Source organism: Psychrobacter urativorans (assembly GCF_001298525.1).
GTDB lineage: Bacteria > Pseudomonadota > Gammaproteobacteria > Pseudomonadales > Moraxellaceae > Psychrobacter > Psychrobacter urativorans_A.
In genome coordinates this window covers 2,395,326-2,421,879 of the sequence record NZ_CP012678.1, presented here as the reverse complement: position 1 = coordinate 2,421,879, position 26,554 = coordinate 2,395,326, and the positions used below count along the sequence as shown (strand labels likewise).

Annotated in this window: 19 protein-coding genes; 8 read left to right on the top strand and 11 right to left on the bottom strand. The window is 42.1% G+C overall.

The window, feature by feature from the left end; translation table 11 throughout:
- The first annotated feature begins 49 nt into the window (after nucleotides 1-49).
- Complete coding sequence (gene gcvP / locus AOC03_RS10490; RefSeq protein WP_062535796.1) at nucleotides 50-2,947, top strand: aminomethyl-transferring glycine dehydrogenase; 2,898 nt, start codon at nucleotides 50-52, stop codon at nucleotides 2,945-2,947.
- Between the two features lie 134 nt (nucleotides 2,948-3,081).
- Nucleotides 3,082-3,756, top strand: a complete 675-nt coding sequence (locus AOC03_RS10485) for an esterase/lipase family protein (RefSeq protein WP_157049314.1) — start codon at nucleotides 3,082-3,084, stop codon at nucleotides 3,754-3,756.
- Here the strand turns inward: AOC03_RS10485 and AOC03_RS10480 are convergent.
- The 4 genes from AOC03_RS10480 to AOC03_RS10465 all read right to left on the bottom strand — a co-directional run bounded on the left by AOC03_RS10480 (nucleotide 3,746) and on the right by AOC03_RS10465 (nucleotide 7,722).
- Nucleotides 3,746-5,086, bottom strand: a complete 1,341-nt coding sequence (locus AOC03_RS10480; protein ID WP_062535792.1) for a ribonuclease D — start codon at nucleotides 5,084-5,086, stop codon at nucleotides 3,746-3,748. The genes AOC03_RS10485 and AOC03_RS10480 overlap by 11 nt on opposite strands.
- 156 nt (nucleotides 5,087-5,242) lie before the next feature.
- Complete coding sequence (gene recR / locus AOC03_RS10475) at nucleotides 5,243-5,836, bottom strand: recombination mediator RecR (RefSeq protein WP_062535791.1); 594 nt, start codon at nucleotides 5,834-5,836, stop codon at nucleotides 5,243-5,245.
- A gap of 151 nt (nucleotides 5,837-5,987) precedes the next feature.
- Complete coding sequence (locus tag AOC03_RS10470) at nucleotides 5,988-6,317, bottom strand: YbaB/EbfC family nucleoid-associated protein (RefSeq protein WP_062535789.1); 330 nt, start codon at nucleotides 6,315-6,317, stop codon at nucleotides 5,988-5,990.
- A 100-nt stretch (nucleotides 6,318-6,417) separates the two neighbouring features.
- On the bottom strand, nucleotides 6,418-7,722 hold the full coding sequence (locus tag AOC03_RS10465; protein WP_062535787.1) for an O-succinylhomoserine sulfhydrylase: 1,305 nt from the start codon (nucleotides 7,720-7,722) through the stop codon (nucleotides 6,418-6,420).
- A 579-nt stretch (nucleotides 7,723-8,301) separates the two neighbouring features.
- On the opposite strand from AOC03_RS10465, the gene AOC03_RS10460 reads away from it, so the two are divergent.
- From AOC03_RS10460 to dusA, 3 genes are all read left to right on the top strand, one after another.
- Complete coding sequence (locus AOC03_RS10460) at nucleotides 8,302-9,957, top strand: phospholipase D family protein (protein WP_062535785.1); 1,656 nt, start codon at nucleotides 8,302-8,304, stop codon at nucleotides 9,955-9,957.
- Between the two features lie 226 nt (nucleotides 9,958-10,183).
- Nucleotides 10,184-11,485, top strand: coding sequence for an MFS transporter (locus AOC03_RS10455; RefSeq protein ID WP_062535782.1), 1,302 nt, complete (start codon nucleotides 10,184-10,186; stop codon nucleotides 11,483-11,485).
- Nucleotides 11,486-11,639: 154 nt separating this feature from the next.
- Nucleotides 11,640-12,611, top strand: a complete 972-nt coding sequence (gene dusA / locus AOC03_RS10450; RefSeq protein ID WP_062535780.1) for a tRNA dihydrouridine(20/20a) synthase DusA — start codon at nucleotides 11,640-11,642, stop codon at nucleotides 12,609-12,611.
- Between the two features lie 90 nt (nucleotides 12,612-12,701).
- On the opposite strand, the gene AOC03_RS10445 is transcribed toward dusA, so the two are convergent.
- The 4 genes from AOC03_RS10445 to AOC03_RS10430 form a co-directional block, all read right to left on the bottom strand.
- Entirely contained in the window at nucleotides 12,702-13,478 is a 777-nt protein-coding gene (locus AOC03_RS10445; protein WP_062536724.1) for a CPBP family intramembrane glutamic endopeptidase, read from the bottom strand.
- 100 nt (nucleotides 13,479-13,578) lie between these two features.
- Complete coding sequence (locus tag AOC03_RS10440; protein ID WP_062535778.1) at nucleotides 13,579-14,466, bottom strand: alpha/beta fold hydrolase; 888 nt, start codon at nucleotides 14,464-14,466, stop codon at nucleotides 13,579-13,581.
- A gap of 192 nt (nucleotides 14,467-14,658) precedes the next feature.
- Nucleotides 14,659-15,720, bottom strand: coding sequence for a signal peptide peptidase SppA (sppA, locus tag AOC03_RS10435; protein WP_062535776.1), 1,062 nt, complete (start codon nucleotides 15,718-15,720; stop codon nucleotides 14,659-14,661).
- Nucleotides 15,721-15,910: 190 nt separating this feature from the next.
- Nucleotides 15,911-18,871 carry a ComEC/Rec2 family competence protein gene (locus AOC03_RS10430; RefSeq protein WP_084785903.1) on the bottom strand — a complete coding sequence of 987 codons (2,961 nt, stop codon included), beginning with the start codon at nucleotides 18,869-18,871 and terminating at the stop codon, nucleotides 15,911-15,913.
- A 350-nt stretch (nucleotides 18,872-19,221) separates the two neighbouring features.
- Between AOC03_RS10430 and AOC03_RS10425 the strand changes: the two genes are divergently transcribed.
- A complete protein-coding gene (locus AOC03_RS10425) occupies nucleotides 19,222-19,797 on the top strand; it encodes a DUF2062 domain-containing protein (RefSeq protein WP_227514232.1) in 576 nt (191 codons plus the stop codon).
- A gap of 75 nt (nucleotides 19,798-19,872) precedes the next feature.
- On the opposite strand, the gene lolD is transcribed toward AOC03_RS10425, so the two are convergent.
- The gene (lolD, locus tag AOC03_RS10420; protein WP_062535770.1) at nucleotides 19,873-20,553 is read right to left on the bottom strand and encodes a lipoprotein-releasing ABC transporter ATP-binding protein LolD; all 681 of its coding nucleotides are present in this window, start codon (nucleotides 20,551-20,553) and stop codon (nucleotides 19,873-19,875) included.
- Nucleotides 20,554-20,625: 72 nt separating this feature from the next.
- Entirely contained in the window at nucleotides 20,626-21,864 is a 1,239-nt protein-coding gene (locus tag AOC03_RS10415; RefSeq protein ID WP_062535768.1) for a lipoprotein-releasing ABC transporter permease subunit, read from the bottom strand.
- Nucleotides 21,865-22,290: 426 nt separating this feature from the next.
- Between AOC03_RS10415 and AOC03_RS10410 the strand changes: the two genes are divergently transcribed.
- Nucleotides 22,291-23,268 carry a hypothetical protein gene (locus AOC03_RS10410; protein ID WP_062535766.1) on the top strand — a complete coding sequence of 326 codons (978 nt, stop codon included), beginning with the start codon at nucleotides 22,291-22,293 and terminating at the stop codon, nucleotides 23,266-23,268.
- A gap of 138 nt (nucleotides 23,269-23,406) precedes the next feature.
- Here the strand turns inward: AOC03_RS10410 and AOC03_RS10405 are convergent, their stop codons facing one another.
- The gene (locus AOC03_RS10405) at nucleotides 23,407-23,796 is read right to left on the bottom strand and encodes an SCP2 sterol-binding domain-containing protein (protein WP_062535764.1); all 390 of its coding nucleotides are present in this window, start codon (nucleotides 23,794-23,796) and stop codon (nucleotides 23,407-23,409) included.
- Nucleotides 23,797-25,064: 1,268 nt separating this feature from the next.
- Here AOC03_RS10405 and ccoN point away from each other — a divergent pair.
- Nucleotides 25,065-26,546: a cytochrome-c oxidase, cbb3-type subunit I gene (ccoN, locus tag AOC03_RS10400; RefSeq protein ID WP_062535762.1), complete on the top strand. Its 1,482-nt coding sequence runs from the start codon at nucleotides 25,065-25,067 to the stop codon at nucleotides 26,544-26,546.
- Nucleotides 26,547-26,554 lie beyond the last annotated feature (8 nt).

The following is a 26,554-nucleotide window of genomic DNA, read 5'->3' as shown; positions in this document are numbered from 1 at the left end:
ATTTTTCCCTTATCTATTGTCTGTATTACAAACTCTACCAAGGATTATTATGTCTATTTCTCAAAATCCGACTTTTGATACGTTCAAAGGTTTATTTAACGAATCAGAATTCGTTTATCGTCATCTAGGTTCTGACGATGATAAGCAAGCCGTTATGCTAAAAGAGATTGGCTATGATGATATGGCAAGCTTTATCAATGCGACCGTGCCTGATACGGTTCGTCTACAAAAAGAGATTGATCTACCTTTAGCGATGAGTGAGCACGGTGCACTTGCTAAGTTGCGTGCGATGGCAGACAACATCACGGTGAATAAAAGCTATATCGGTCAAGGCTACTCTCCAGTACGTATGCCTGCGGTTATTCAGCGCAACGTCCTTGAAAATCCAGGCTGGTACACCGCTTATACGCCTTACCAAGCTGAAATCGCTCAAGGTCGTCTAGAAGCCTTGTTAAACTTCCAACAAGTTTGTATTGACTTAACCGGTCTTGAACTTGCTGGCGCGTCATTACTAGATGAAGCGACTGCTGCTGCTGAAGCAATGGCAATGTCAAAGCGCATGAGCAAAAGCAAATCTAATCAATTCTTCGTTGATGAGCGCGTTTATCCACAAACACTAGACGTTATCCGTACTCGTGCCAAATATTTTGGTTGGGACGTTATTGTTGGTGATTTTGAGTTGGCTAAATCTGGCGACTACTTTGGGGCTTTATTCCAATATGTCGGCTCTGAAGGCGATGTTAAAGATTTAACGGACGTTATCAGCGCTGTAAAAGAAAAGAAAACTTACACCTCAGTTGTCAGCGATATCATGAGTTTGGTGTTGCTAAAATCACCTGCTGATATGGGTGCAGACGTTGCACTTGGCAGCACGCAGCGCTTTGGTATTCCGATGGGCTTTGGTGGTCCACATGCCGCCTATTTTGCTTTCTCTGATAAAGCGAAGCGTTCAGCGCCTGGTCGTATTATCGGTGTTTCAAAAGATTCACAAGGCAACACCGCGCTACGTATGGCATTGCAAACTCGTGAGCAACATATTCGCCGTGAAAAAGCCAACTCTAACATTTGTACTTCGCAAGTATTGCTCGCTAATCTTGCCGGTATGTATGCCGTTTATCATGGTCCAACCGGCGTAAAACGCATTGCGACCCTTATCCATGCCTTTGCTTCGGCTTTCGCTGACGTCATCAGAAATGCGGGTGATAATAACTTAAACGTCGTTCATGACCAGTTCTTTGATACGGTAGTGGTTGATTGTGGTTCAGAGAAACTTGCGACGCAAATCTTTGAAAACGCAGATAATGTTGGTTATAACTTATGGCGTTTGGGCGACACTAAGTTAGGCGTTGCCTTCAGTGAAACCAGTGATGAAAACGACTTTAACGTCCTCACTCAGTTATTTGTTAATAAAGCATATGACCTACCAGAAGCCGCTACCGTTTCACTTGATGCGGAACATTTACGTACCGATGCTATTTTAAGCCATCCAGTATTTAATTCGCATCATACCGAACATGAAATGCTACGTTATTTGAAATCGCTTGAAGATAAAGATTTGGCGATGAACCGTAGTATGATTGCATTGGGTAGCTGTACCATGAAACTAAATGCGACCAGTGAAATGCTACCAATTACTTGGCCTGAGTTTGCCAACGTGCATCCTTTTGCTCCGGTTGACCAAGTCTCTGGTTATATCGAAATGATTGACGGCTTACAAGAACAACTAAAAGCCATCACTGGTTTTGATGACGTTTCTATGCAACCAAACTCTGGTGCTTCTGGTGAATATGCCGGTATCCTTGCTATTCGTCGTTACCATGAATCACTAGGTGAGATGAATCGCGATATCTGCTTAATTCCGCAGTCTGCGCATGGTACTAACCCAGCAACCGCTATGATGATGGGCATGAAAGTCGTTGTCGTAAAAACCGATGATAATGGTAACGTTGATATCGCTGATTTGACCGCTAAATGTGAAGAACATAGCGACAATCTTGGTGCCTTGATGATTACGTACCCATCAACGCATGGTGTGTTTGAAGAAGGTATTCGCGATATCTGTGACCTTATTCATAAGCACGGCGGTCAGGTGTATATGGATGGCGCGAACATGAACGCACAGGTTGCGATCATGCAACCCGCTGACGTGGGTGCTGATGTATTGCACATGAACTTGCATAAAACCTTCTGTATTCCTCATGGCGGCGGTGGTCCAGGTATGGGTCCTATCGGTATGCAGGCACATTTGGCACCGTTTATGGCTAACCATAAATTGTTCCCAGTACATAACGCCCAAAAAGATTGCTCAGCGGTATCAGCAGCACCTTATGGTTCTGCCAGCATCTTACCTATTTCATGGATGTATATCGCCATGATGGGTCGTGATGGTCTGCTACAGTCAACCAATCTTGCGCTATTGAATGCCAACTATGTTGCCGCGAAACTTAAAGATGACTATCCTGTTCTGTATGCAGGTAAAGAAGGTCATGTGGCGCACGAATGTATCATCGATATTCGTCCGCTAAAAGAAGAAACTGGCATTACTGAAACTGATATTGCCAAACGCTTAATGGATTATGGTTTCCATGCACCAACTATGAGCTTCCCAGTAGCGGGCACCTTAATGATTGAGCCGACAGAGTCTGAATCTAAAGAAGAGATTGACCGCTTTATCGATGCGCTTAAATCTATCAAAGCTGAAGCCTTAAAAGCAAAAGCTGGTACAGATGGCTGGTCGCTAGAGAACAACCCATTAGTAAATGCACCGCATACTGCTGCGATGATCACTAATGGTGAGTGGGATTATCCATACAGCCGTGATGAAGCCGCATTCCCATTAGCATACATTCGCAACAATAAGTTCTGGCCAAGTGTGGCTCGCGTTGATGATGTGTATGGCGATAAAAACTTGATGTGCTCTTGCCCAAGTATCGAAAACTACATGTAATCTGTAAGCAAGTAGTTTTAAATTACGCATACGATAAACCTCCAAGTCAGCAGCTGACTTGGAGGTTTTTTTATCTCTTATTAACGCTAATAATTCACGTTATAATAAAATAAATGATAATTATGGATATTAATATGTCACAAAAAAACCAAGTTATTCTGATTCATGGTCTCCATCACGCCCCATTTATCATGCGCCCGTTAGCCAAACGTTTGCAACTACAAGGATTTGCTACTTATCAATATGGCTATCGCAGTCTACGTGACGGCATAAAGACCAATAGCGCCCGCCTAAATGCATGGCTTGAGGCACATCATAATCCTGACCAGCCGATAGATTTGGTGGGTCATAGTTTGGGTGGACTGATTATTCGAGATTTTATTGCAGATTATCCGCAATGGCAAATTGGACGTTGCGTCACGCTGGGTACACCACATTTAGGTAGTGTTACTGCGGATTATATTTGGCGATTTGCTCCTCCTATCGTGGGGCAATCCTATATCGATGCCCTAGATGGGACGGTCGCGCCATTACCTGAGCATATCAGTATGGGCGTGATTGCTGGTAATCAGCCTTACGGTTTAGGTCAGTTATTTTTACGTTACCATAATCATCAATTAAAAAAATTCGGTACAACGATACTACCAGAAAATCTGATACATGATGGCACCGTGTATTTAAGGGAGACGAAGCTTGAAGCTGCCGCTGACCATTTAATGATGCCAGTATCGCATACCGGTATGTTGGTCAATGCGACAGTTGCTGAGCAGACAGGCTATTTTTTAAGTAATGGTAAATTTAAACGTTAATCCCCATACCTTGTTGTAGCTCTGTTTTATGTGCTTCGATAACAGGGATTAGCGTTTGCGTGACCCATTCATAGCGCCAGTCTGTTAAGCCTTGTGGTAACTCACTGAAATCTTTATCGAAGGCAATCACTTCGTACAATTGACCGAGCCATTTTTTACGCATCAGCACATTTTCAGGTACACCGATTTGCTCAGCACGCTCAGCAATAGCAGCTTCTACCGCTTTTGATAATACTTTATTTTTAGAACGATAAGGCGGCAATAGACACGCCGGATACTCGGTTGGTGACAGCATTTTTGCTTTATTAATCACCGTCATCAATTCATCACCATACAGGCGCAACATACTACGGTGTATGGTCGTTTTGTGCGCAAGCTCACGCATATTACTGGGTTTTTCAGTAATAATCTCGCGTACAGCTTGTTTTTTAATCACAAAAGTACGCGGCTGATTGGTTGCACGTGCTAGCTCTTCACGCCATGTCGCTACGGCTTGCAATATCGCCATTTGCTCCGCAGTATAACGATAATCTGCCATCGTTAGATACATGTCTTCATCTTCAACATTTTGCGCTTTATACAGCTCATGAGCATAAAGCTGACAATCCGCCCACACATAATCGTACAACCCTTGCGATTTGAGGGCGTGTTCAATACTTAAATATAACGCCGGTAAAAAGCGCACATCATCAATGGCATACTGCTCTTGCTCATCTGATAACGGACGTCTGAGCCAATCCGACTGGCTGTGTTCTTTATCAATATGCATATCCAACTGATCATCAAGCGCCTGCTGATAGCCCATTTGCAATTGTCCCGTTAAATAAGACAACGCAATCTGCGTATCAAAAATATTGGTCAATGGTGGACAGTCAGATAATAAGTAAAAAATACCCAAATCTTCCCCACAAGCATGCCAAATAGCCACATCGACTTCGCTCAGCGCCTGCCAAAGTTCACCCAACTGTAGCTGTGGTGCATCTAATAAATAGATATGATCGCCGGTATTAATTTGCACCAAAGCCAAGCGTGGATAATACGTATCACGCTTAATAAACTCCGTATCTAACGCCACGCGTCCGCAACCTTCTAAGGCATCAATAACCTCATCAAGCTGGTACTGCTGCTTTATCCACGTTACGGGCAACTCATCCGCTGCATCTAACAAGGCATCAATATCCGGCTCTGACGGCAGCATTATTGATGCGTCATTGGCACATACCGAGTCTTTTGGCGCAATATGGTGACTGGTATTCTGAATCGTATCCGTCGTTATAGAGGAATGAGAATGATTGGACTGAGCGTTTGAAGCAAGAGAGTGGTCGGACACGGGCAAATACCTGTATAAATAAAAAGAGAAAACACTAAAAGTGTGGTACTTGACCATAACCAATGAGCGTTAGTAAATTAAAAATAGTAGTTTATGAATTATAACAATATCATGGTACAAAATAGAAAATAGTTATTGATTGTCAAAGCTAAAACGTCATAAAAAAGAACGGTTTTGTAGCGCTTGTCCAAGGGTCATGCTATCAAGGTATTCAAGCTCGCCGCCCATCGGCACACCTTGCGCCAAACGTGTCACTTTAGTCACATGGCGACTGACCGCCTCACTGATAAAGTGTGCAGTAGTCTGCCCTTCAACCGTCGTTCCTGTTGCCAGTATCACTTCTTCAACGGGCTCTTGCTTCACCCGCCACACTAGCTGCTCAATATTTAAATCATCAGCGCTGATACCATCAATCGGTGACAGATGCCCGCCTAACACAAAATAGCGACCACGATATCCTGCCGTCTGCTCAATCGCCATCACGTCGGCTGCGGTCTCAACCACACATAATAAATTATCATCACGTCTCGGGTCTTGGCACAACGGGCAGATATTGTCATCACTAAAGCTATGGCAACGTTGACATTCAACGATATCACGCATTGCCTCATCAAGCGCCTGAGCAAGCGCCATGCCTTGTGGACGTTTTTTCGTGAGCAAATGCAACGCCATACGCTGAGCGCTTTTTTGACCAACACCCGGTAAAATACGCAGCTGTTTAACCAGCTGATCAAATTTGGCTGTAAGCAAAATAACTTCCTTTATAGGTCGTATAATTTTTAGATTGTATAAGTAAACGCACGGTAAAATCTAAAATTGTACCTATAAAAATGGGGTCATATCACTCAGATAACAACCCCAATTTTTACTTCAATATGTAGCACTTAGCGTGAACTAAGACTTAAAATAGACCTTGCATACCCGGTGGTAAGCCCATGCCTGAAGTCGCACCCGTCATGGTTTTTTCATATAATTCGTCAGCTTGACGCACGGCATCATTAATAGCCGCCGCAATTAAATCTTCAATCATATCTGGCTCGTCTTCTAACAAGCTTGGGTCAATTGTTAAGCGCTTGACCACATGACGACCTGTCATGGTTACTTTAACCAAGCCACTGCCTGATTCAGCGTGTACTTCTTTGTTTGCCAATTCTTTCTTTGCCGTTTCGACATTGGCTTCTACTTTCTTTTGCATGGTTTGTGCTTGTTGCATCAATGCTTGAATATTCATAATAATCTCTTATATAGTGATAAATATCATAAAAATAATGGTATAAAAAAGGCGCTTTACTCACAAAATACAAATGCTAACAGCGATTATACCGCCATATTTACAAACTGTCTAAACCACGCGCTAAGTCTTTGATAATATCTTCTACATCTTCTAAACCAACTGATAGACGAATCAGACCATCTTTGACCCCAGCCTCAGCACGCTCTTGCGGTGACAAGCGAAAATGGGTGGTGGTTGCGGGATGGGTAATCGTTGTTTTCGCATCTCCTAAATTATTGGTGATAGACACCATTCTCGTGGCATCAATGACATGCCAAGCGGCAGATTTTGGATCATGCGCACCCGTTGCTTTGACTTCAAAACCCATAATCGCTCCAAAGCCGTTCTTCATATGGTGCTGACGTTTGGTCAATTCATGTGAGGGATGATCGGGCAATCCTGAAAAATGGACAGTGCTGACATTGGGATGATTAACCAAAAACTGTGCCACTTGATTGGCATTGGCACAGTGAGCTTGCATACGCAACTTGAGCGTCTCAAGACCTTTGGTAAATACCCACGCATTAAAGGGGCTCATGCTGATACCACCTGAGCGCACGACGGTAAACACTTCTTGCATCAGCTTATCATTACCGACCAATGCGCCACCAAGCACCCGACCTTGACCATCTAGATATTTAGTTGCTGAATGAATCACGATATCCGCACCTAAATCTAACGGACGTTGCAGCGCAGGCGTACCGAAACAATTATCAACCACCAATAAAATATCATTGGCTTTACACAATTGACTTAAGAAGCCAATATCACAAATTTGCGCTAACGGATTACTCGGACTTTCGCAATAGATGACTTTGGTATTAGGTTGCACGGCATTTGCCCATGCGTCATTGTCAAAGCAATCGACATAGCTGACTTCAACGCCATACTTTGCCATATAGTTATTAAATAGCCCAATGGATGAGCCAAATAATTGATTTGCCGCTAATAAATGGTCACCGGCTTTTAGATACGCCAAACACATAGTTAAAATCGCACCCATACCTGATGCCGTAGCTACCGCACGCTCGCCATTCTCTAACGCAGCAAGGCGGCGCTCAAACGTACGCACGCTTGGATTGGTATGGCGCGAATAGACATTACCCGTTTTAGTGCCATCAAAGTGTGCAGCGGCGTCTCTTGCTGACTTATAGACATAAGAGCTGGTCGTAAATATTGGCTCAGAGTGTTCGCCTTCATCCGTACGGTGCTGACCGGCGCGCACAGCGATAGTCTGCATCCCGTAATCTAGCCCTAAATCTAACGCATCAGAACGCCAATTTGCATCTAAACCACTGTCTAAATCATGGTCTAAATGCTTATTCGCTAAAATGTTATCTTCCTGCGCTTGCGACTGACTCATAACGATTCCATTGTTATTGATTGTTTTAAATTATGACTGAAAGCTGTTAAATATAAAGGTTAATCATCAGAATAAATTCAAAACTTTGGCGAGCAAGATTTTAAGTTTATACATTCAGGTTATGATATCACGCTCACTTGTTTCGGGCATCTACTAAGCGTGCTTACTGGGCATGATTAATAAGCCTTATTCCTAAATGATATTCTGAGTTGCAAAAGAAACTAGGCAATGGTTTAGAATAAAAATTCAGCTAAGAAAAGTAACGTATTTTTAATAGGCAGACCTTGATACACCTGCTAAGCTTAGCAATGGATAAAACCATATCTTTTTAACCTTACTTTTTCAAGTTCAATTTATATTACGAATTGTTGAAAAATAGGCATACTAATTTTAATAGGTTAATACCCAATCTTATCTAAATATCAGCGCCTTCATTTTATAAAACCTCATACTTTAATACTATTATTTAAGATTATTGTTTAATATTTTAAAAAATTGACCATGACGGATACTCAGCGACCGCTCGCCTATCGTAGTCAGTTTTTAGCAAAAGATTAAGCCCATTAAGGTCAACCCGTTATGTCGATGTTTAATATAGACCTAAACAGGCTATCGCTGAGTCTGACGCTCGGGTTAGCCTTGAGTTTGAGTGCCTGTCAAACGTTACCCAAACAGCCACATCTGCCCGCCAGCCAACAGCTGTCAGCGCGTGTGAATGCGCTATATCAGCACGATAAGCATAAAGTCCGTCAGAGTGAGTCCGCCGTTACAACGACTGGCAAGCCTAAGAAGGCTGATTTGGTCACCGCCATTAGCGCCCAAAAAAACATTCATCCTGAGTTATCTGGCTATCACCCTATTGTAACGGGTGCAAATGCTTTTGCGTCTCGCAGTATTCTGACCGGCATGGCTACGCGTAATATCGATGCTCAATACTATATTTGGCATGATGACCAAGCGGGACAATTGCTACTAAAAGACTTGTGGGAAGCGGCTGAGCGCGGGGTTATTGTACGCTTATTGCTGGACGATTTTAATAATAATGCAGCGTTTGATCAGCACTTATTGCGTTTTGCCAGCCATCCTAATATTGCCGTACGAATTATAAATCCTTTAATGCACCGTAAATTTCAGGCATTAAATTTTGTCACCGGACTGCCACGTATCAATCGGCGTATGCATAATAAAAGTATGACTTTTGATAAGCAAATTACCATTATTGGTGGTCGTAATATTGGTGATGAGTATTTAAGTAACAGTCAAAACAGTCAGTTTGCTGATCTCGATGTGCTGCTCATTGGTAAAGTAGTGGCAGACATAGATAACAGCTTTACTAGCTATTGGTCAGCACCGATCTCTTTTGATATTGAAACCTTAGCGACGCTAGATAAAGGCACGACGACTAATTTTTTACAAGGCTTAGACAAGCTTGATGAGAATGAGAAAAATAATACGCGCACCAGCTTAACGGTTTATAGGGCGGCGATTGAAGACTCGACTATTGACTCTGACTTGCTTAATAAGCGCGTGCCTTTTCGCTGGACTGACATGCAGTTTTTGAGTGACGATGTGGGTAAGTTGACTAAAAGCGTCTCTGCCCAGACCAATTTAGTCCATCAACTGCGTACCTTACTGGGTAGCCCCTCTAAGCAATTGACCATTATTTCTTCCTATTTTGTGCCTACCAATGATGGGGTGAATACGCTGGTACAATTGGCGCAATCAGGGACTGAGATTAAAATTTTGACCAACTCCTTTGACGCTACGGACGTCACCGCCGTGCATTCTGGCTACAGCCAATGGCGACCTAAAATGTTGCGTGCGGGTATCAAAATTTATGAGCTAAAATCAACCGCTAGCGAAGAAAAACGGGAGAATAAACTATGGAAAGCCCGTAGCCAATCCTCTACTAGCTTACATGCCAAGACCTTTGCCATTGACGACCATCAAGTATTTGTCGGCTCATATAATGTCGATCCACGCTCAGCCAATATCAATACTGAGATGGGCGTTATTATTAATGACAATGAGCTGGCGCAACAATTGCATGAAGCATTGAGTGATGATTTGCTGAACCAAGCATATGAGGTCAAGTTAACCACTAATGGCAAGTTACAGTGGCACACCGTCGAACATGGGCAAAAGGTCGTTTACGACTCCGAACCAAAGGTTGATGCGGTTGATCATGTCTGGCTAACGATTATGTCATGGTTACCTATTGACTGGTTACTCTAGTGCACTAATCACCCTGAATTTTTCGCATAAGTTGATACATAAGTTTTTGCACTTTTTATATTTTAATAACTCTTTGAGTTTTCAATTAATAACACGATAAATCATCATGGCGACTTGATGATTTATCGCTTTTTATGGTGGACGGTTCTCTGACAGCGTGTTCTATATGTACGCTTTATGATGATTGCCTTAGCTACCATGTCAATAAGTGGATATGTGACTTACTATGCCCTCTCGTTCTCAGTATGAACTGATGTCTTCAAAAGACAAGAACACCGTGTTGTTCGTCTGCTTCAGTAGCGCTGTGGCGTTTTTTGATTTTCTGATTTATTTATATATGGCAGATATCGTCTCGGCTACTTTTTTCCCTATCAGTATCGATCCAGCAGTTATTAGACTGCAAGGGCTTGGGTTGTTTGCGGTCGGTTATTTGGCGCGACCCCTTGGCGGTGTGATTTTTGGGCGCTACGGTGATATTAAAGGTCGCAAGCCTGTGCTGTTGTGTAGCATACTGGTTACCGGGTTGACTATGCTGGGAATGGCATGTCTACCGACTTATGCGCAATGGGGATTGGTAGCACCGGCTCTATTTATCTTTCTACGGCTGATACAAGGAATGGCGTTTGGGGTATATACGCCATTGGCATGGATATTTATCGCTGAGCATGTGCCGCGCCAATATTTGTCACTTGGTTGTAGCTATGTGACGGCAAGCTTTTATGTGGGAGTATTGGCGTGTAATGCCTTTTTTATATGGCTGACGGGTTCTATGACGCCTGAGCAGCTCCTTGATAATGGCTGGCGTTTGCCGTTTTTTGTGGCAGCAGCACTCACCTTTCTGCCATTGTTAGCGTGGCGTTTGATTAAAGAGTCACCGTTTTTTATTGAATTGCGGGATATCAAACCGAAAAAACACATCAATCAACCTTTTACACTATTATTTAAACATTGTCGGCAGTCAATATTTATTGGCTTAATGCTGACGTTGATTATCTCTAGTATCAGTACCGTCATCGTATTATTGCTACCGGATTTGATTGAGTTGCGCTTTACTTTAAACGGTGATTTATTTAATTTTTCGCACAGCCTTGGCATTGTCTTTATGATTTTTGGCTGTATTTTTTATGGGATAATTTCAAATTATCAAAATTTTGGTAAAATTTTAATCATTGGTTCACTGTTATTAATCGTTCAGATGTTCGCTTTTTATTATCATTTACAAGCGGGTGGCGACTATATTTTAATTATGTATGCGCTCTTGGGGTTTTTTGGAGGAATTGTTGGTATGATACCGGCGATTTTTGTGCTGCTTTTCCCAACCAACGTACGGCTCACAGGAATGGCGCTTTCTTATAACATCATGTACGGCATTGTTGGTGGATTAGTACCCTTTGGGCTGACCTATGCGACCATGTTTATCAGCTTTTCACCCGCATTATATATCGCGTTTATTGGCTTTATTGGGGTGATTATGGGGCTTTATTTTTACCATTTACCTGAATTTAAAAGAATAGATACTATTATTTAGCGCATATTATTTAACACAATCCCTTTAAAACTGTTTCGTTAAAACCATTCCGTTAGCATAATGACCGCTGAAATAATGAGGTTAAACCATAGAATATCTATTATTAAAAAATGAATCTTCTAATAATAGGCGTTTAAAAAGAAAGGAAGTAATGATGCTTGATATGACCAATAAGCGGCTGTCGGTTGCGCCGATGATTGACTGGACGACGACCGACTATCGTTATTTTGCGCGGTTATTCAATCCCCATGTCTATCTATATACTGAGATGATTAGCACGGGGGCGCTGCTGCATGGTAATCGTGCACGGCATTTGCGCTTTGATACAAGCGAGCATCCGATTGTCTTGCAATTGGGCGGTGCTGATATCCATGAGATGACGCAATGCGCGGAATTTGCCCAGCAACATGGTTATGACGAGGTTAATATCAATGTTGGCTGCCCATCTGACCGTGTACAGCATAATAAAATCGGGGCGTGCTTGATGGCGGAGCCTGAGACGGTTGCGAATGTGGTCAAGCACATGCAAGCCGCGGTTGATATTCCCGTGACCGTTAAGCATCGTATTGGTATTGATAATTTTGACAGTTATGAGTTTATGACAGATTTTGTGCAGACGGTGGCTGCCGCAGGTTGTACGCGCTTTATTGTCCATGCCCGTACTGCATGGCTACAAGGTCTTAGCCCCAAACAAAATCGTGAGATTCCACCGCTACGTTATGACGATGTATATCGATTAAAGCAAGATTTTCCTGAGCTGACCATTGAGATTAATGGCGGTATTGAGTCGATAGCAGATATTGAAGCGCACTTGCAACATATTGATGGCGTAATGATTGGGCGGGCGTTTTATCATAACCCTTACTTATTAGCAGAAGCCAATACGCTATGGAATCAGCCTATTCCTAAGCGGTCAGAGATTTTAGCGCAATTGTATCCGCATCTACGTCAGCAAGTGGCTCAAGGTGAATCACTGTCAACGATGACACGACATTATCTAGGATTATTTCAAGGGCTGACGGGGGCGCGTAAATGGCGACAAGCATTAAGTGGCAAACCGCATTTGACGCTTGAGGATTTCGAACAAGCCGCCTTTGAAGTGTTGCAACTCAATCCTGATGCTTAGCTTAGCTTAGCCCTACTTTAATTGATCACAGCTTAAGATAGTGAGAATTTACCACATAGCTCACGCCATGCTTTGCTAGCTATTGCCAAACTAAGCGACTTGCAATAAGTACTGGCACATGGCGACACCATTATTTAGAATATGCAGCAGTATAGCTAATAATAATGAGCCAGACTTAATACGCGCATAACAAAATATCAGTGCCAGCACCACAATGGTGCTGACTTCATAGATGCCATATTGCAAATGAATCGTGGCAAAAATAATACTCGTCACTATGCTGGCTATTACCGCGCCACGCTGCCCTGCAAACTGCTCAGTAATCGCTGACCACAGCAATCCTCGGAATATCAGCTCTTCATAAATTGGCGCGATAATCACCATAGCGACGATTAACAGCCATACTGAGCTGACCGTCTGAAATAACGGATCGACAAAGTCGAGTGGCGTTTCATCGAGCCAATACGTCAATGCCTGACTGCCAATCATAAATAGCAACAGGACACCAATCATCGCCATAGCAATGGTTAGCGAAAACGCATTGAGGGCTAAATAGCGTTGAACGTTGCCGCCTTTTAAGCGAATAAGTAAGACGCTAAACAGTATTAATATGACACAGCTAACTATGATGGACAGACTCACGATGGTGCCGTCAGTACTGCCTAAAAATAAAATATCACTCACTGCCAACGTATCAGCGGCTGGTAATAAACACTTGCCAGCAAGATAAATACCGAACAGCTGGCTGACAAAAAAAGTAATGACCATGCCTATAACCAACGCCACCACGCTAAAACGTGAAAATAACGGGCGATGCGTCGACAAATTAACGTCTATGGTAGATAAAGGCTTGGTAGCATTGGTCATAGCATAGTGACTCAAAACAGTAGCAAACGACTGCTTATTCATGTGTGAAAATCAATGATTACTCATGATTATCTATTGTAGTGGCATATTCAGGTCATTTCTATGTTGGTAATTGCTGAGCAATCAAGCTCAAGACGCGCTCAGATACCGATTCGGGATGTTCAAGTGGGAACATATGACCGCCCGCGTGGGTTTCATAAGCAATACCTAAACGAGCGTTGATTTGTTGCGGAAAACGCTGCTTGAAAAAGACACTGTCTTCACCAATAATTAAGGTCAAAGGCGGCTTAGGCGCACGATTCGGTGCTAGCCAATACCACGACGGATTGCTGCGAAATACCGCAACTTCATTCGCTTTAGGAATCGCTAAGGTCACCTTACCATCAGCACGTTCATGTAAACCATGCTGCACATAACCTTGAAAACTTCGCTCATCAAAATGTTTAAAAAATCCCTTATGACGCAATTTTTCATAAGCATCTTCACGACTGTCCCACACATCACGACGATATTTAGAAATACCGGACGGCGATAACTTATCCATCAGCCTATGGTTCATCAGTGGTAGACGGTCTGCGGTCTTTGCCAGATGCCAAAGTAAACTGGTTTTACCATAAATCCAAGGTGGATCGAGTAGTACCGCTTGGCTAAAATACTCAGGCGCACGGTATAACGCTTGCAACGTACACATAGCACCTAGTGAATGCCCAACTGCCACCACTTGCGCGACTCCATGATTTTCACAGGTACGCTGTACGCTATCAATAATCTGCTGGGTGAGGCTACGCCAATGATTGTCTACCGGATAATCAGGATCACCGCCCAACATCGGCACATATTCAATCGTAAAAAACTCTGCCAAACGCGCAAAGAATACCTTATATATCGGACTTGGCATACCATTAGCATGAGCGAAATGAATCACTGGCTTTTGCGTTTTTTGGGAGAGAGGAAGAGACGCAAAGGTCTGCGAATTGATAACACTCATGGCTTTTTCTCACTGATTCTGGTTGGCGCTGATACAATAAAATTAATAGAGAGTAAAACAACAAAACCGAGCCGTTATGCATGGCTCAGTTTTGATAACAATCATAGTCAGTATCTACGACATTAAGCAACTTTATGAAAAAACGTTATTAAAAAATTGTTAAAAAAATAACGTTATTAAAAAAATTCGGGACTAACGCATCTCTGCATTGCCCTGTTCTTGCGGCAATAAATCAAGATTGATACTTGAGCCGATACCCGCGCCCATTTTAACGGCAAAGCGATCCATAAAGAACTGGAACGGATCCATTGGCGTATAGTTCACCACATTTTTAAGCTTAAGCTGTTTTTCTAAGCTCGCGATGCTACCGGTTTTATCGGCTAGACCTAGCGCAATTGACTGCTCACCTGTCCAAAATAATCCTGAGAATAGTTTATTTTCTTCTGGGTTTTTCAAACGGTCACCGCGACCTTGCTTCACGGCATTGATAAAGTGCTTATGGGTATTAGCCAGTACCTTCTCAACATGTTGCTCTTCATATTCCGTGAGCGGACGTGACAAGCTTAAAATATCTTTATACTCGCCAGCAGTAATGGTGCGGTCTTTTACGCCCACTTTATCCATGAGCCCTTCAATATTGTAGCTCGGCATAATAACGCCAATAGAGCCGACGAGGCTTGATGGATTGACATAAATCTCATCCGCAGCAGACGCAATATAATAAGCACCAGAGGCACCAATATCACCAATAACGGCATACAGCTTTTTATTAGGATATTTTTTGCGTAAATCCATCATCGTTTGCCAAATTTCATCTGACTGTACAGGAGAGCCGCCGGGTGAGTTGATATCTAATGCCACGGCTTTTGCATTACTATTCTCAAAAGCACGGGTCAAAGCTTGGCTCACATCATAAGCATTGGCTTTGTCGCCACTACTAATGGTGCCTTGTAGCTCAACCACTGCCAAATGCGGCTTACTGGTATCTATGCCTTCAAGTGCCGTCGGAGCCTTGGTGCTACAACCGCGCCCAATAGTCAAAAATATCAATAAGATATAACCGAACGTGAGCAGCTTAAAAAAGATACCCCAACGACGGGCGCGGCGCTGCTCTACCACACTGGCTAATAACGTGTTTTCAATAAGTCGCCATTCTTGTCCACTTGGCTGATTGGGCGGCAGTGATTGTAGGGGCGCGGGCTGATTTGCAACATTGTCAGGGCGTTTATTAGGGTCTGGTGGCCAGTTGGACATATAACTTCCTAAGTTAGAAACAGTCTACAGCAATAAAAAACAATAATCGCAGCGAGAAAATTTCATTTTTCACTGTGATATAAATCTGCATTAATGAGCTGCTAAGTATGGTGGTATTTTAGTCATGGTTCAATAGTAGAAACTCATAAACCATAAAATCTACGATGATTACTGTGTTATTTGTGACCGCTCAATCTACTTGTGCCTTTGTACCAAGAGCTAATGCCACTTCTAAAGGTTCATTATCATAAGTCATCACCTCATCTACCTGATGCGTCGTTAATATACTAGCAGATACTTGCGATGCACTATGAGCAAGCCACCTTGTCGAGTGCGCCAAAGCATTATTAAGTGCAAATGGCTTGGCGCTACATAACAATGACCATAACTGCCACGTACGTGAATGCGTACTGGCATCAAGCATAAGTCTTGATTGAGCCGATTGAGTTGATAAGTTATCTTGTTGGTTTTTTAGATTTGATTGTCCTAATTTTTCGCCTGAATTTTCTGTTGATGATTTGGTAGAGGATGCTAATTTCTGTGCCGTCAATTTTTGCGACTGCTGCGGATCAGTTGCATTATATTGCACAACGTCTACTGGCATCTTACTATCGATTGCCAATGCACAATCCCAAACGCTGTCATCGTCTATGGTATGCCAGCCAGTTACCACTTGTAGCGTTAAGTCACCATTAGGCAGCTGCCATGTTTTATCTTGCTCGCAGCGTTGCACACTTATCAGAGTTTTAGATTTCGACGCACCTTCATTTAAATAGGCTTGCTGACGGTCTGACCAACGTTCACTACGTCCAGCTTGCCAATATTGCTTGGTGGGGAAATTTTGAACAATTTGTGCAACCGTCATTGGTAGCAGCTCAGGCGCTGACGCCATGTTTTTCTCTGCTGCTTTTTTAGGTGGCAAATCATTGGTTACAGTATCCGTTAACGCGGCAACACTTGTCTGTACCACGATGCCTTCTAGACGATTGATAGATAAGGTGCGCAGCTGTTGCTCTAATGTCGCTGATAACTTGTCAGCCGTCAATGTGCTTGGCATCGTGCGCATCCCTTGCGGACGATGATTGGCTAAGAATAACCAACTGACACTAGCTGAAGTCGTTGACTCTTTAAGCTCACTATTTTGCTTAGCATTATCGCTATTAATAGGATATTGCAACACCGCAGCGCTTAGATAACGGTCGCCAGTCGGTAAAACAGTTAATATTGGTTTTAATGAAAAAGACTGCTGATTGGCAAACACAGTCATCATTAATAAAGCCAAGGGCGGCGCTGCCAACCAGCGACTGAACAGACCGCGCGGTAACAGCCACGGCAGCATGACTAACAACGCCATAATGAGCATAGCCGTATTCATAGGCGTATACAGCCACGCGCCTTTGAGCACAGGTAATGCCGTCAGCCACGTGATTAGCTCATGCAAATTAGCAACGATGGCTGTGACTAATGTCCATATACCATCAGCCACTACGGGCGATATCAGATAACAAAGTCCTGCCAACAAATTAAGCGGCACAATCACCCAGCCAAACAATCCAATGGCAAACAGATTAATGACCAAGCCCCATAGCGACACTTTGCCAAATAGTAATAAAGTAATCGGTAATAGCGCGATGAATAACCAACATTGCAACTTAAATAACCGTTTAACGACTAACCATGTTTTAGTATAAAGTTGATTGTTTTTTTGAATATCAGGATGCTGATGGAAAGACATTTTTTGAGAGCTGTTTTGAGAGCTGTTTTGGCTTTTTAATGTTGATGCATCGTCATATTTTAGGAGTAATGCCACTGCGATAAAAGACAACCAGTAGCCTGCTTGCCACAATACATAAGGGTCAAACCATGCCATCAATATTGCCAACGCTAATAATACACGCATGGTACTAACAGGCAATAAGGTCAATCGTACCAATCCTATCGCAAGTAGCAGCCATGCCGTTCGCGCTGCCGGCACATCAAAGCCTGTAAATAGCGCATAAATAAAAGCCGCGCTAATCATTACCCACAAGCGCACCTGCCAACGCGGCATCGTGCGATATAGTGTCGCCCACTTTCTATCAATCAATAAAGTAACCAAGTTTGCCAGCACAATGGCTAAAAATAGAACATGCGTACCAGAAATGGCTAATAAATGCGAGATGCCCGCCAGCTGATATAAATCTTTCGTCTCACGGTTAATAAGACTGCGATCGCCCGTTAACAAACTTAACGTGACCGCTCGCGCTTGCTGTTGCGCGGTAGAATACTGCGTCCAATCTTGATAAAAATGCTGACGCAATTGCCAGCGTCCTTGATCAATCGTCACACGCAACCGCTGCAGATAAGATTCAGAATCCGCTGTTGATGTTAACGAATTATCAGTGTTCTGAATGGGCGAACCAATAGCTATTATAGTAGCGACACCATCAATATGACGCGCACGTAGCCAGCGATAGCTGTCAAACCCTGACGAATTATTAATAGCTTCTTTTGAATTTTTTAGCGGTGCTAGCGTTAAAGTCATTAATAGCTGATCACCAGGTTGTAAATTATTTAAAGCGGCAAGCTGTCCCTCATTTTTCTTATTATTAGGGTAAGCATTAAGTAAGATACGATATGACTTATCCTCAAATTTACTATCCACTAGATTAGTGGTCGTTTGTGCCTCAATATACTGAGCAGTCGCATTGTTTAAATCTTGCGCCGTAAGATTAGATACTAAAGGTGAGAGTGCTCTTATCATCGCCACTTGTCGATAGCCGCTACTTATCTCAGAGTCATAAACGCTGTCACTAATGCCTTCAATCGTAACCCATGCAGTTACGCGCATCGTATCGGTAACTTTTGTCGCTTCTGCTTGTTGGTAATGACTTAAAGCTTGCCATGCGCTACCAACAATTAAAATGCCGATGCATAGAGTGATAAATAAATAACGAGTCGTATGTAAAGAAAAATGCCGAATAGACAATGCAGGCTGAGACTTACCAGAGCGAGCAGGCGCTACAGCTGGTGCACTACGCTGAGTCGTTACTATCAGCACAATGCTCACGATAATGAGCAACAATGGCATCAGCGAAAAGTTACTGATACTAACCAGTAAATCATTATCGGGTAAGCCTATAGCACTGGCAACTGACAGTGCTGCTATCATAACAATTATTATGAGTATACCAATCAATCCGTACACCAGCACTCCTTGCTTGATGATCTAAACTTAAAGCGTTAAATTTAAAGCGCTAAAAATTCAGAGATAATGATTAATAATTAGGTTTCATTGTTAGGTTAAATAGCCACCACAATCTTAATTCTCATTGTGCTTAGTAATAGCATTACTCGGAAGATTACCCTATACTCAATAAACGTTTGGCGATATTAAGATGCATTGACTTTGCCGCCACTTCTATCCTTGTTGCTAACGGTATTATCACTGATAATATCACTAGGACGCCCGCCTCTCACGCAATAGTGAGCAGTCAGTATTTAATGATTAAGAGCTAGCCTGTGCCAAAAAAACGACTCAAAAGCATGTTGCCCACGCCCGAAAAAATACTAGAAAGCCGCTCTTTAAAGCTATTGGCGCCACATCTGGTTGATCCTCGTTTGTGGCATTTTAATCGTCATAGTTTAAATAAAGCGGTTTATATCGGTGTGCTTAGCGCCTTTTTTCCGCTACCCGGACAGATGTTACTGGCATTAATTGGTTCGCTTATTTTTCGTGCTAATGTACCAATGGCGCTTGGTCTCACGTGGATTACCAATCCAGTGACCACCCTACCTGTTTTTTATGCGGCATATTATGTTGGTGCTAAGATTCTTGACGTACCCATGATTAGTTTACGACTGATTGGCAAGATGATATCTGATTTTAGTTTATGGGTATTAGCAGGTGGTGACAATCCCTTCACGACCTATAGCGGCACCGTATCGTTATCCGCATTTTGTTTAGGATTGATAATACTGGCAGTGATTACCAGTATTATTTGCGGCTTAGCGTTCAAAGTAATTTGGCGGTATAAGACCATTATCAGTTGGCAAAAACGCCCGCAAGAGACGTCTAATAAACCGCCAAAACAGTAATAAATAGTGATAAGCAGTATCGGTCTCAATACTGCTTATTAAAAAGAAACCACTTATTAAAAAATAAACAACCGCTTAATAATTTTCCCAATGCCCATTACGTAGCAAGAGCTGTCGATCAGCAAGTGCCGCTAAATTACGGTCATGAGTGACCATTAATAGCGCCGTTTGCATGGTGCTTTGTAGTTCTGATAATAAGCCAAAGACACTTTGCGCGTTATCATAGTCCAAATTGCCTGTGGGCTCATCGGCTAAAATAAGGGACGGTTTCGTTACCAACGCACGTGCAATGGCTACCCGTTGACGCTCACCACCCGATAGCTCACCAGGTCTATGGTCTAAACGATGACCTAAGCCCACGTTTTCTAACAGCTCAATAGCTTGCTTACGCGCATCTGTCGTCGATACTTTTGGACGCATCAATAACGGCATTGCCACGTTTTCTACCGCGGTAAATTCTGCTAATAAATGATGAAATTGATAAATAAAGCCCAAATACTGATTACGCATTGCCCCGCGTTCAGTTTCATTCATATGATTTAAGCACTTACCGTGTAGCCACACCTCACCACTGGTCGGTGTATCAAGCCCACCCAGCAAATGTAGCAACGTGCTTTTGCCAGAGCCACTCGTACCGACAATAGCAATACGCTCACCCGCCTTTACCGACAAATCCAGACCGGTTAAGACCTGTGTGCGTACCGTACCTTCGTCATATATCTTACTAATATTGCTCGCCTCTAATATGGCAGACATAGCGTTTCCTTTATTCGTACTTCATAACCGCATGATTAAAAAATGATAAATCTAAACGCAATGAGTCAGTATCTACTCATAGCGTAAAGTTTGGGCTGGCTGAATTTTAGCCGCACGACGCGCAGGATAAATAGTGGCTAAAAAGCTCAGAAAAAATGATGCACCCGTAATCAGTACCACATCAACCCAGCGTAACTGTGATGGCAAATAATTAATAAAATAAGCATCAAATAAATGCAAACCAAAGCTTTGGTTAATAAAGCCCAAGATATCACTAATCGTCAGCGCAAATATCACGCCCAATATCGTACCCGCAACCGTACCAATGACACCGATAACGACGCCTTGCACCATAAAGACTTGCGTAATCAGACGCGGAGACGCACCAAAGGTTTTTAGAATCGCAATGTCTGCTTTTTTGTCGGTGACCAACATCACTAGGCTTGAAACAATATTGAACGCGGCAACTAAAATAATTAAGAACAGCAGCAAGCCGACCATCGCTTTTTCCATTTGAATCGCCCCAAATAGATTACCGTGGGTTTGCGTCCAATCGTTCGGATAGAGCTGGTCAGGAGCAATTGCCGCTGCTTTTTGTGCTGCTATTGGAGCAGTAAAGATATCATTAAGCTTGAGACGAATACCTTGCGCACCCGGTGGTAAACGCAGCAATTTAGCCGCATCACTCATGGGAATAAATGCCATGATGCTATCGACTTCTGGGCTGATACTAAAAATACCCGTTAAGGTAAAACGCTTAAAGCGCGGTATCACGCCAGCAGGTGATGGTGACGCTTCTGGCAGCACTAACGTGACTTTATCACCGATAGTCAGACCAAGCGATTGCACCATCTCTTCACCGAGCACAATACTGAAGTCACCGCTTTTTAGCGTATCGATACTGCCTTCAGTCATGTGCTCATTGATAATGGAAACGTTTTTCTCATATTTAGGATCAACACCTGTCACCATGATGCCAGCGACTTGACCATTTGAAGTCAACATCCCTTGCAACTGGATAAAGGGCGCAACCGCCACCACTTCTGGGTCTTCTGCTTTGATTCGATTCGCTAACACTTCCCAGTCACCGATAACCTCAGTTGCCGTGACTGTTGCTTGCGGCACCATGCCCAAAATACGGGTTTTTAGCTCGCGATCAAAACCATTCATCACCGATAAAACAGTGATTAATACTGCAACCCCAAGGGTCAAACCGATCATCGAAATCAGTGATATAAAAGAGATAAAGCGGTTACTGCGCTCTGCTCGAGTGTACCGTAGACCAATAAATAACGCTAAAGGACGAAACATATTCAAACTCTTTATCTTATCTATGTGCAACTGTGTATAAGCTTTAAAGCTATCGGGCACATAAATATGGTTTTAGATAACCCATCTGTTTATGCAGCAATTCATGCAACTAGGGCTATCAAAAAGGAGATAGTTTGACACAAATTGTCTAACATATGCCATTCATTCATAAAAACTGCCGATATTTTCTAACAAAACACAGTGCTTGATTATTATTTTTTGTGAGGGACTTGCTATTCGTTGTTTCTATACCTATATATTATAGACTAGGGACAATCATCATTAACTGACCGTTTTTGGTTGACGACCTTTTACTGATTATATTACCGTGTATCCTAAACCAATTATTTTTAAATATTGGTCGATATATAAATAACAACAGTTTAGCGTCTAAATTTCATAGCTGACTTAATTTTGAGTATCTTCATGGCCATTAATTATCAATATAAAAATATCCAGTCTCCCACAAAGGTTACCTTAACCAACGAGCAAACTGCTGGTCATGCCGATCATTGGCGTATTTTAACCGATGATATGAGTCATGATGTACCTCAATGGTTACAACAAATGATTGCAAAAGCGGCAATGCCTAAAGGTCTTAATGCCAATGTGAGTTCGAAAGACAATCGTATATTGCTTTCAGAAGATCAGCATTGTCATATCAATCAAGTGCTGGCGATGAAAGACGGCAAACCGGAATGTTTCATTAATGCTTATCCATGCGTCAACGGTCCCTATGGTTTAGACTGCCGCATTGAGCGCGTGATTGTTAATGAAAATACCCATGATGCGGTTCTACGGTTACGAACCGCTGATGGCAGCATCATTTACGCTTTTGATCAGCTGTATACGGCTAATCAACATCTATATCAACAGAATACCTCTTATTTTGTGAACTTTAGCGCTTGGGCGCATGAGATTACAAACAGTGAGCAAAAAGAAGTCATCGTCATTAAAGACCAAGAAGCCATTCGTTATCATCGTGCCTTTAACGATATCGTCGCGGCTAACGATGGTAAGATACCTGATAATTTACAAGAGCAGATTAAAGACTGGCAGCCTGAAACCAAAGAGCAAATGCAACCCGTAGAAATTAATCTGGGTCATATGTGCGCTTATTTATTTGGTGATACTTTAGGACAAGAGGATGAAGCATGGTGTCAAGGTCAAGTATTGGGTAAACAAGAGACACTATTTAATGGTAAACCCATCATTTTATTTGACGTGGTGATATTGCGTGAGCAAAATGCCACGCCATTCGTAGTACGTATGGCGGCAATGAGCACATCGGCTAATAAAGCCATTCAAGTCAATGATTATGTGCAAGCCAATATTTGGCTACAAGCAGCGATATATAAAGAAAATCAGACGAATGCCACCTCCTCACAGTCGCAAGCAAGTTAATCCAACGTATTAATTGTTGAGCAAAAAATTATTGATAAAAAAAGCCCCTAATTCACGTTAGGGGCTTTTTTTGCTATCTCATTGTTGATTGACAAGGTTGATTTACAAAACCAGTTTAAAGTACTTAAACTAACAGTACTAAGCCATATTAGTATTTGCACGAATACGTTTGAACAGCTCTTTTTGTTCTGTACTTGGGCGTGCAGACTGTAGCGCCATCAATTGTGTCATGTCCCCTTCAACACGAATCTGACCGCCCATAAAAGCACCCATAACCTCATTCATATCAAAATCGGTAATGATAGACATTAAGAGTTTACGATCTAATAGCAAGGTAGCGGTTGCATCTGCATTTAGACCACGATGCAAATAGCCATTAGCAAAGTTGGCTTCAATATCTTGCTCAGCATCAGCCACTTTTAAATTAATAACCATATTAGCCAAGGCAGGTGGCAAATTCAGCTCACCAGCTTCTTGACCAAATTGCTCAACTTGCTCAAACCATGCGTCCGACAAAAAATCTAACATTTTATTATCCTTAGTAAATATCACATACGATAAACGCCCACACAATAAAGAGTGGTATCTATGTTGATATTGAAATTTAGTTGATACTGAGATTCAAAAAAAGTTATTGTTTAAAATTGCTTGAACATTATGTGCCAATATTTTCACTACCACTGACGTGTAATGTTAACCCGCCTTATTATGGCGCGGTTTTAAAGTAAGTAAAACCCAAAACTATGACTATTTGCCAAACGGTAACAAATTCTCATATTTTTTCTTATATTTGTAGTACGCATTGATGTTTTTAGTGCGTATCGAAAGCTGCTATCACCCATTTAAGTCTCATGAGAACTTGCTACCTTTGCCATTAAATGAACTAACATAGTAATCCCTTGCATATTGTGTTGATATGTTGGAATTTTTTGTTATGATGAATGCCGTTGACCGTTAGCCTTGGCAGTATTATCTGATTAATCATAATTATAATGGTAGTCACTGAAAGATGCTGAGGCTATTCAAGCATTTTTGTCTTAACATCGCTACCTTATCAGCGTATTATGAGTTAAATAATATTGTTAACGATATGTTAGTCATTTATGACAAACATATATCAAGATAGATGTCTAACGCTTACCAATATTTCTAGTATAGATATTTTCATTCATCCTATTTTTATTGTAAATTTTCTTATTTCTACAATAAAAATAAGGGTTTACAGCCAATTTGTTACGATATTAACAAAGGTTGCAGACCTGTTTATTTACCAAAGAGTTTGTATTTTGGCGCATAGTTCTGATGATATTTGCTTAATATTGCGTTACAATACCTTAAACAGAATCGGGAGTTTTAACTAAACATTACGTAAACATGTTTTTGTCAGCCGTCGCTAGCACGTATCTATCATTAAAAGAGTATCTCGTTAATCAAATATGTTTCAATTATTAACGTCAGTAGTCGCTATTTTTTATTAGTCCTGATAAAGATACATACTTATTCTTAATAGATTATTGATGCTCAAAGATGGCTCTTTCTCTTATTTACCTTAACGATGTATTAATTATTCTATCCCCGCTTAGCAGTGCGCGCCTTAAATTTTAGTGCCACTCACCCATCAGCAGCAGCTGATAATCGTCAAAATTCTAAGCTGATAGTTAATAAGTCATTACGGTAATAAATAAGTCAGACAACCGCATGTACCGCAAATAGTATCTTGTTATTTTGTTATAACGTAGATGTTGCGAAGCGTTAGTTAATTCTGTTGATAATTCGGGCTGTAAAGGAATCATCCAATGAGTTTACAAAACACAGCAGTCGCCCCAGTTGACCGTGAGTATGAAATCACTGTTATACGATTTTTTACGATTATGGCCGTAGTTTGGGGCATCGTCGGCATGAGTATCGGTGTGTTCATTGCTTCACAGCTGGCATGGCCAGCACTGAACTTTGACATTCCGTGGATCACATTTAGTCGTCTAAGACCACTACACACTAACGCCGTTATTTTTGCGTTTGGTGGTTGTGCATTGTTCGCAACGTCTTACTACATCGTTCAACGTACGTGTAAGACAAGATTATTTGCCCCATATTTAGCATGGTTTACCTTTTGGGGGTGGCAGGCTGTTATTGTATCAGCTGTAATCACGCTTCCTTTAGGGTTAACGTCGACCAAAGAATACGCTGAACTTGAATGGCCGATCGATATTTTGATTGCTTTGGTATGGATTTCTTATGCCATCGTTTTCTTCGGCACACTAATCAAACGTAAAACCTCTCATATTTATGTGGCTAACTGGTTCTTTGCCGCCTTCATTATTACGATTGCGCTACTGCATATCGTGAATAGTATGGCAATTCCTGTTAGTGCCTTTAAGTCTTACTCATTATATGGCGGTGCAACCGATGCGATGGTGCAGTGGTGGTACGGGCATAATGCGGTAGGTTTCTACTTGACGGCAGCTTTCCTTGGGATGATGTATTACTTCGTTCCTGTACAGATTGGTCGTCCTATTTATTCTTACCGTTTGTCTATCGTTCACTTTTGGGCATTGATTGCTTCATATATGTGGGCTGGTGGTCACCATTTGCATTATTCAGCGCTTCCAGATTGGACGCAGTCTCTAGCAATGGTATTCTCAATCATCCTATTTGCTCCATCTTGGGGTGGTATGATTAACGGTGTACTAACGCTATCAGGTAGTTGGGATAAGCTGCGTACCGATCCGATCATTCGCTTTATGATTGTGGCATTGTCGTTCTATGCGATGTCAACGTTCGAAGGCCCAATGATGTCAATCAAAACGGTCAACGCACTATCGCATAATACGGATTGGACAGTGGGTCACGTACACTCAGGCGCACTTGGCTGGGTTGGTATGATCACGATTGGTTCACTATATGTGTTATTACCGCGTATCTATAACAAACCAAAAATGTACTCTATTAGTCTTATCACGACGCATTTTTGGCTAGCAACAGCAGGTACTATTTTCTATATCGTATCTATGTGGATTTCAGGTATTGGTCAAGGCATGATGTGGCTAGCGACGAACCCAGATGGTACCTTAGTCTATAGCTTTGTTGATACCGTTGAATTCTCGCATTTCCCATATATTGGCCGTGCGTTTGGTGGTCTGCTGTATGTATCAGGTATGTTTGTTATGGCATACAACGTTTATAAAACGCTCAAGATGCCAGAAGGTAAGCCTGTAGATATTGCTGATCCAACTGATCATGAACCTAGTGTCGATCAAATCTCGACAGCTAAAGTATAAGGAGCGAT

Coding starts and splice junctions, on each gene's coding strand:
- gcvP (WP_062535796.1), top strand. CDS start 50: ATGTCTATTTCTCAAAATCCGACTTTTGATACGTTCAAAGGTTTATTT.
- dusA (WP_062535780.1), top strand. CDS start 11,640: ATGCTTGATATGACCAATAAGCGGCTGTCGGTTGCGCCGATGATTGAC.
- AOC03_RS10465 (WP_062535787.1), bottom strand. CDS start 7,722: ATGAGTCAGTCGCAAGCGCAGGAAGATAACATTTTAGCGAATAAGCAT.
- lolD (WP_062535770.1), bottom strand. CDS start 20,553: ATGTCTGCCATATTAGAGGCGAGCAATATTAGTAAGATATATGACGAA.
- AOC03_RS10485 (WP_157049314.1), top strand. CDS start 3,082: ATGTCACAAAAAAACCAAGTTATTCTGATTCATGGTCTCCATCACGCC.
- sppA (WP_062535776.1), bottom strand. CDS start 15,720: ATGTCCAACTGGCCACCAGACCCTAATAAACGCCCTGACAATGTTGCA.
- AOC03_RS10445 (WP_062536724.1), bottom strand. CDS start 13,478: ATGACCAATGCTACCAAGCCTTTATCTACCATAGACGTTAATTTGTCG.
- AOC03_RS10455 (WP_062535782.1), top strand. CDS start 10,184: ATGCCCTCTCGTTCTCAGTATGAACTGATGTCTTCAAAAGACAAGAAC.
- AOC03_RS10440 (WP_062535778.1), bottom strand. CDS start 14,466: ATGAGTGTTATCAATTCGCAGACCTTTGCGTCTCTTCCTCTCTCCCAA.
- AOC03_RS10410 (WP_062535766.1), top strand. CDS start 22,291: ATGGCCATTAATTATCAATATAAAAATATCCAGTCTCCCACAAAGGTT.
- ccoN (WP_062535762.1), top strand. CDS start 25,065: ATGAGTTTACAAAACACAGCAGTCGCCCCAGTTGACCGTGAGTATGAA.
- AOC03_RS10460 (WP_062535785.1), top strand. CDS start 8,302: ATGTCGATGTTTAATATAGACCTAAACAGGCTATCGCTGAGTCTGACG.
- AOC03_RS10470 (WP_062535789.1), bottom strand. CDS start 6,317: ATGAATATTCAAGCATTGATGCAACAAGCACAAACCATGCAAAAGAAA.
- AOC03_RS10405 (WP_062535764.1), bottom strand. CDS start 23,796: ATGTTAGATTTTTTGTCGGACGCATGGTTTGAGCAAGTTGAGCAATTT.
- AOC03_RS10430 (WP_084785903.1), bottom strand. CDS start 18,871: ATGATAGCAGCACTGTCAGTTGCCAGTGCTATAGGCTTACCCGATAAT.
- AOC03_RS10415 (WP_062535768.1), bottom strand. CDS start 21,864: ATGTTTCGTCCTTTAGCGTTATTTATTGGTCTACGGTACACTCGAGCA.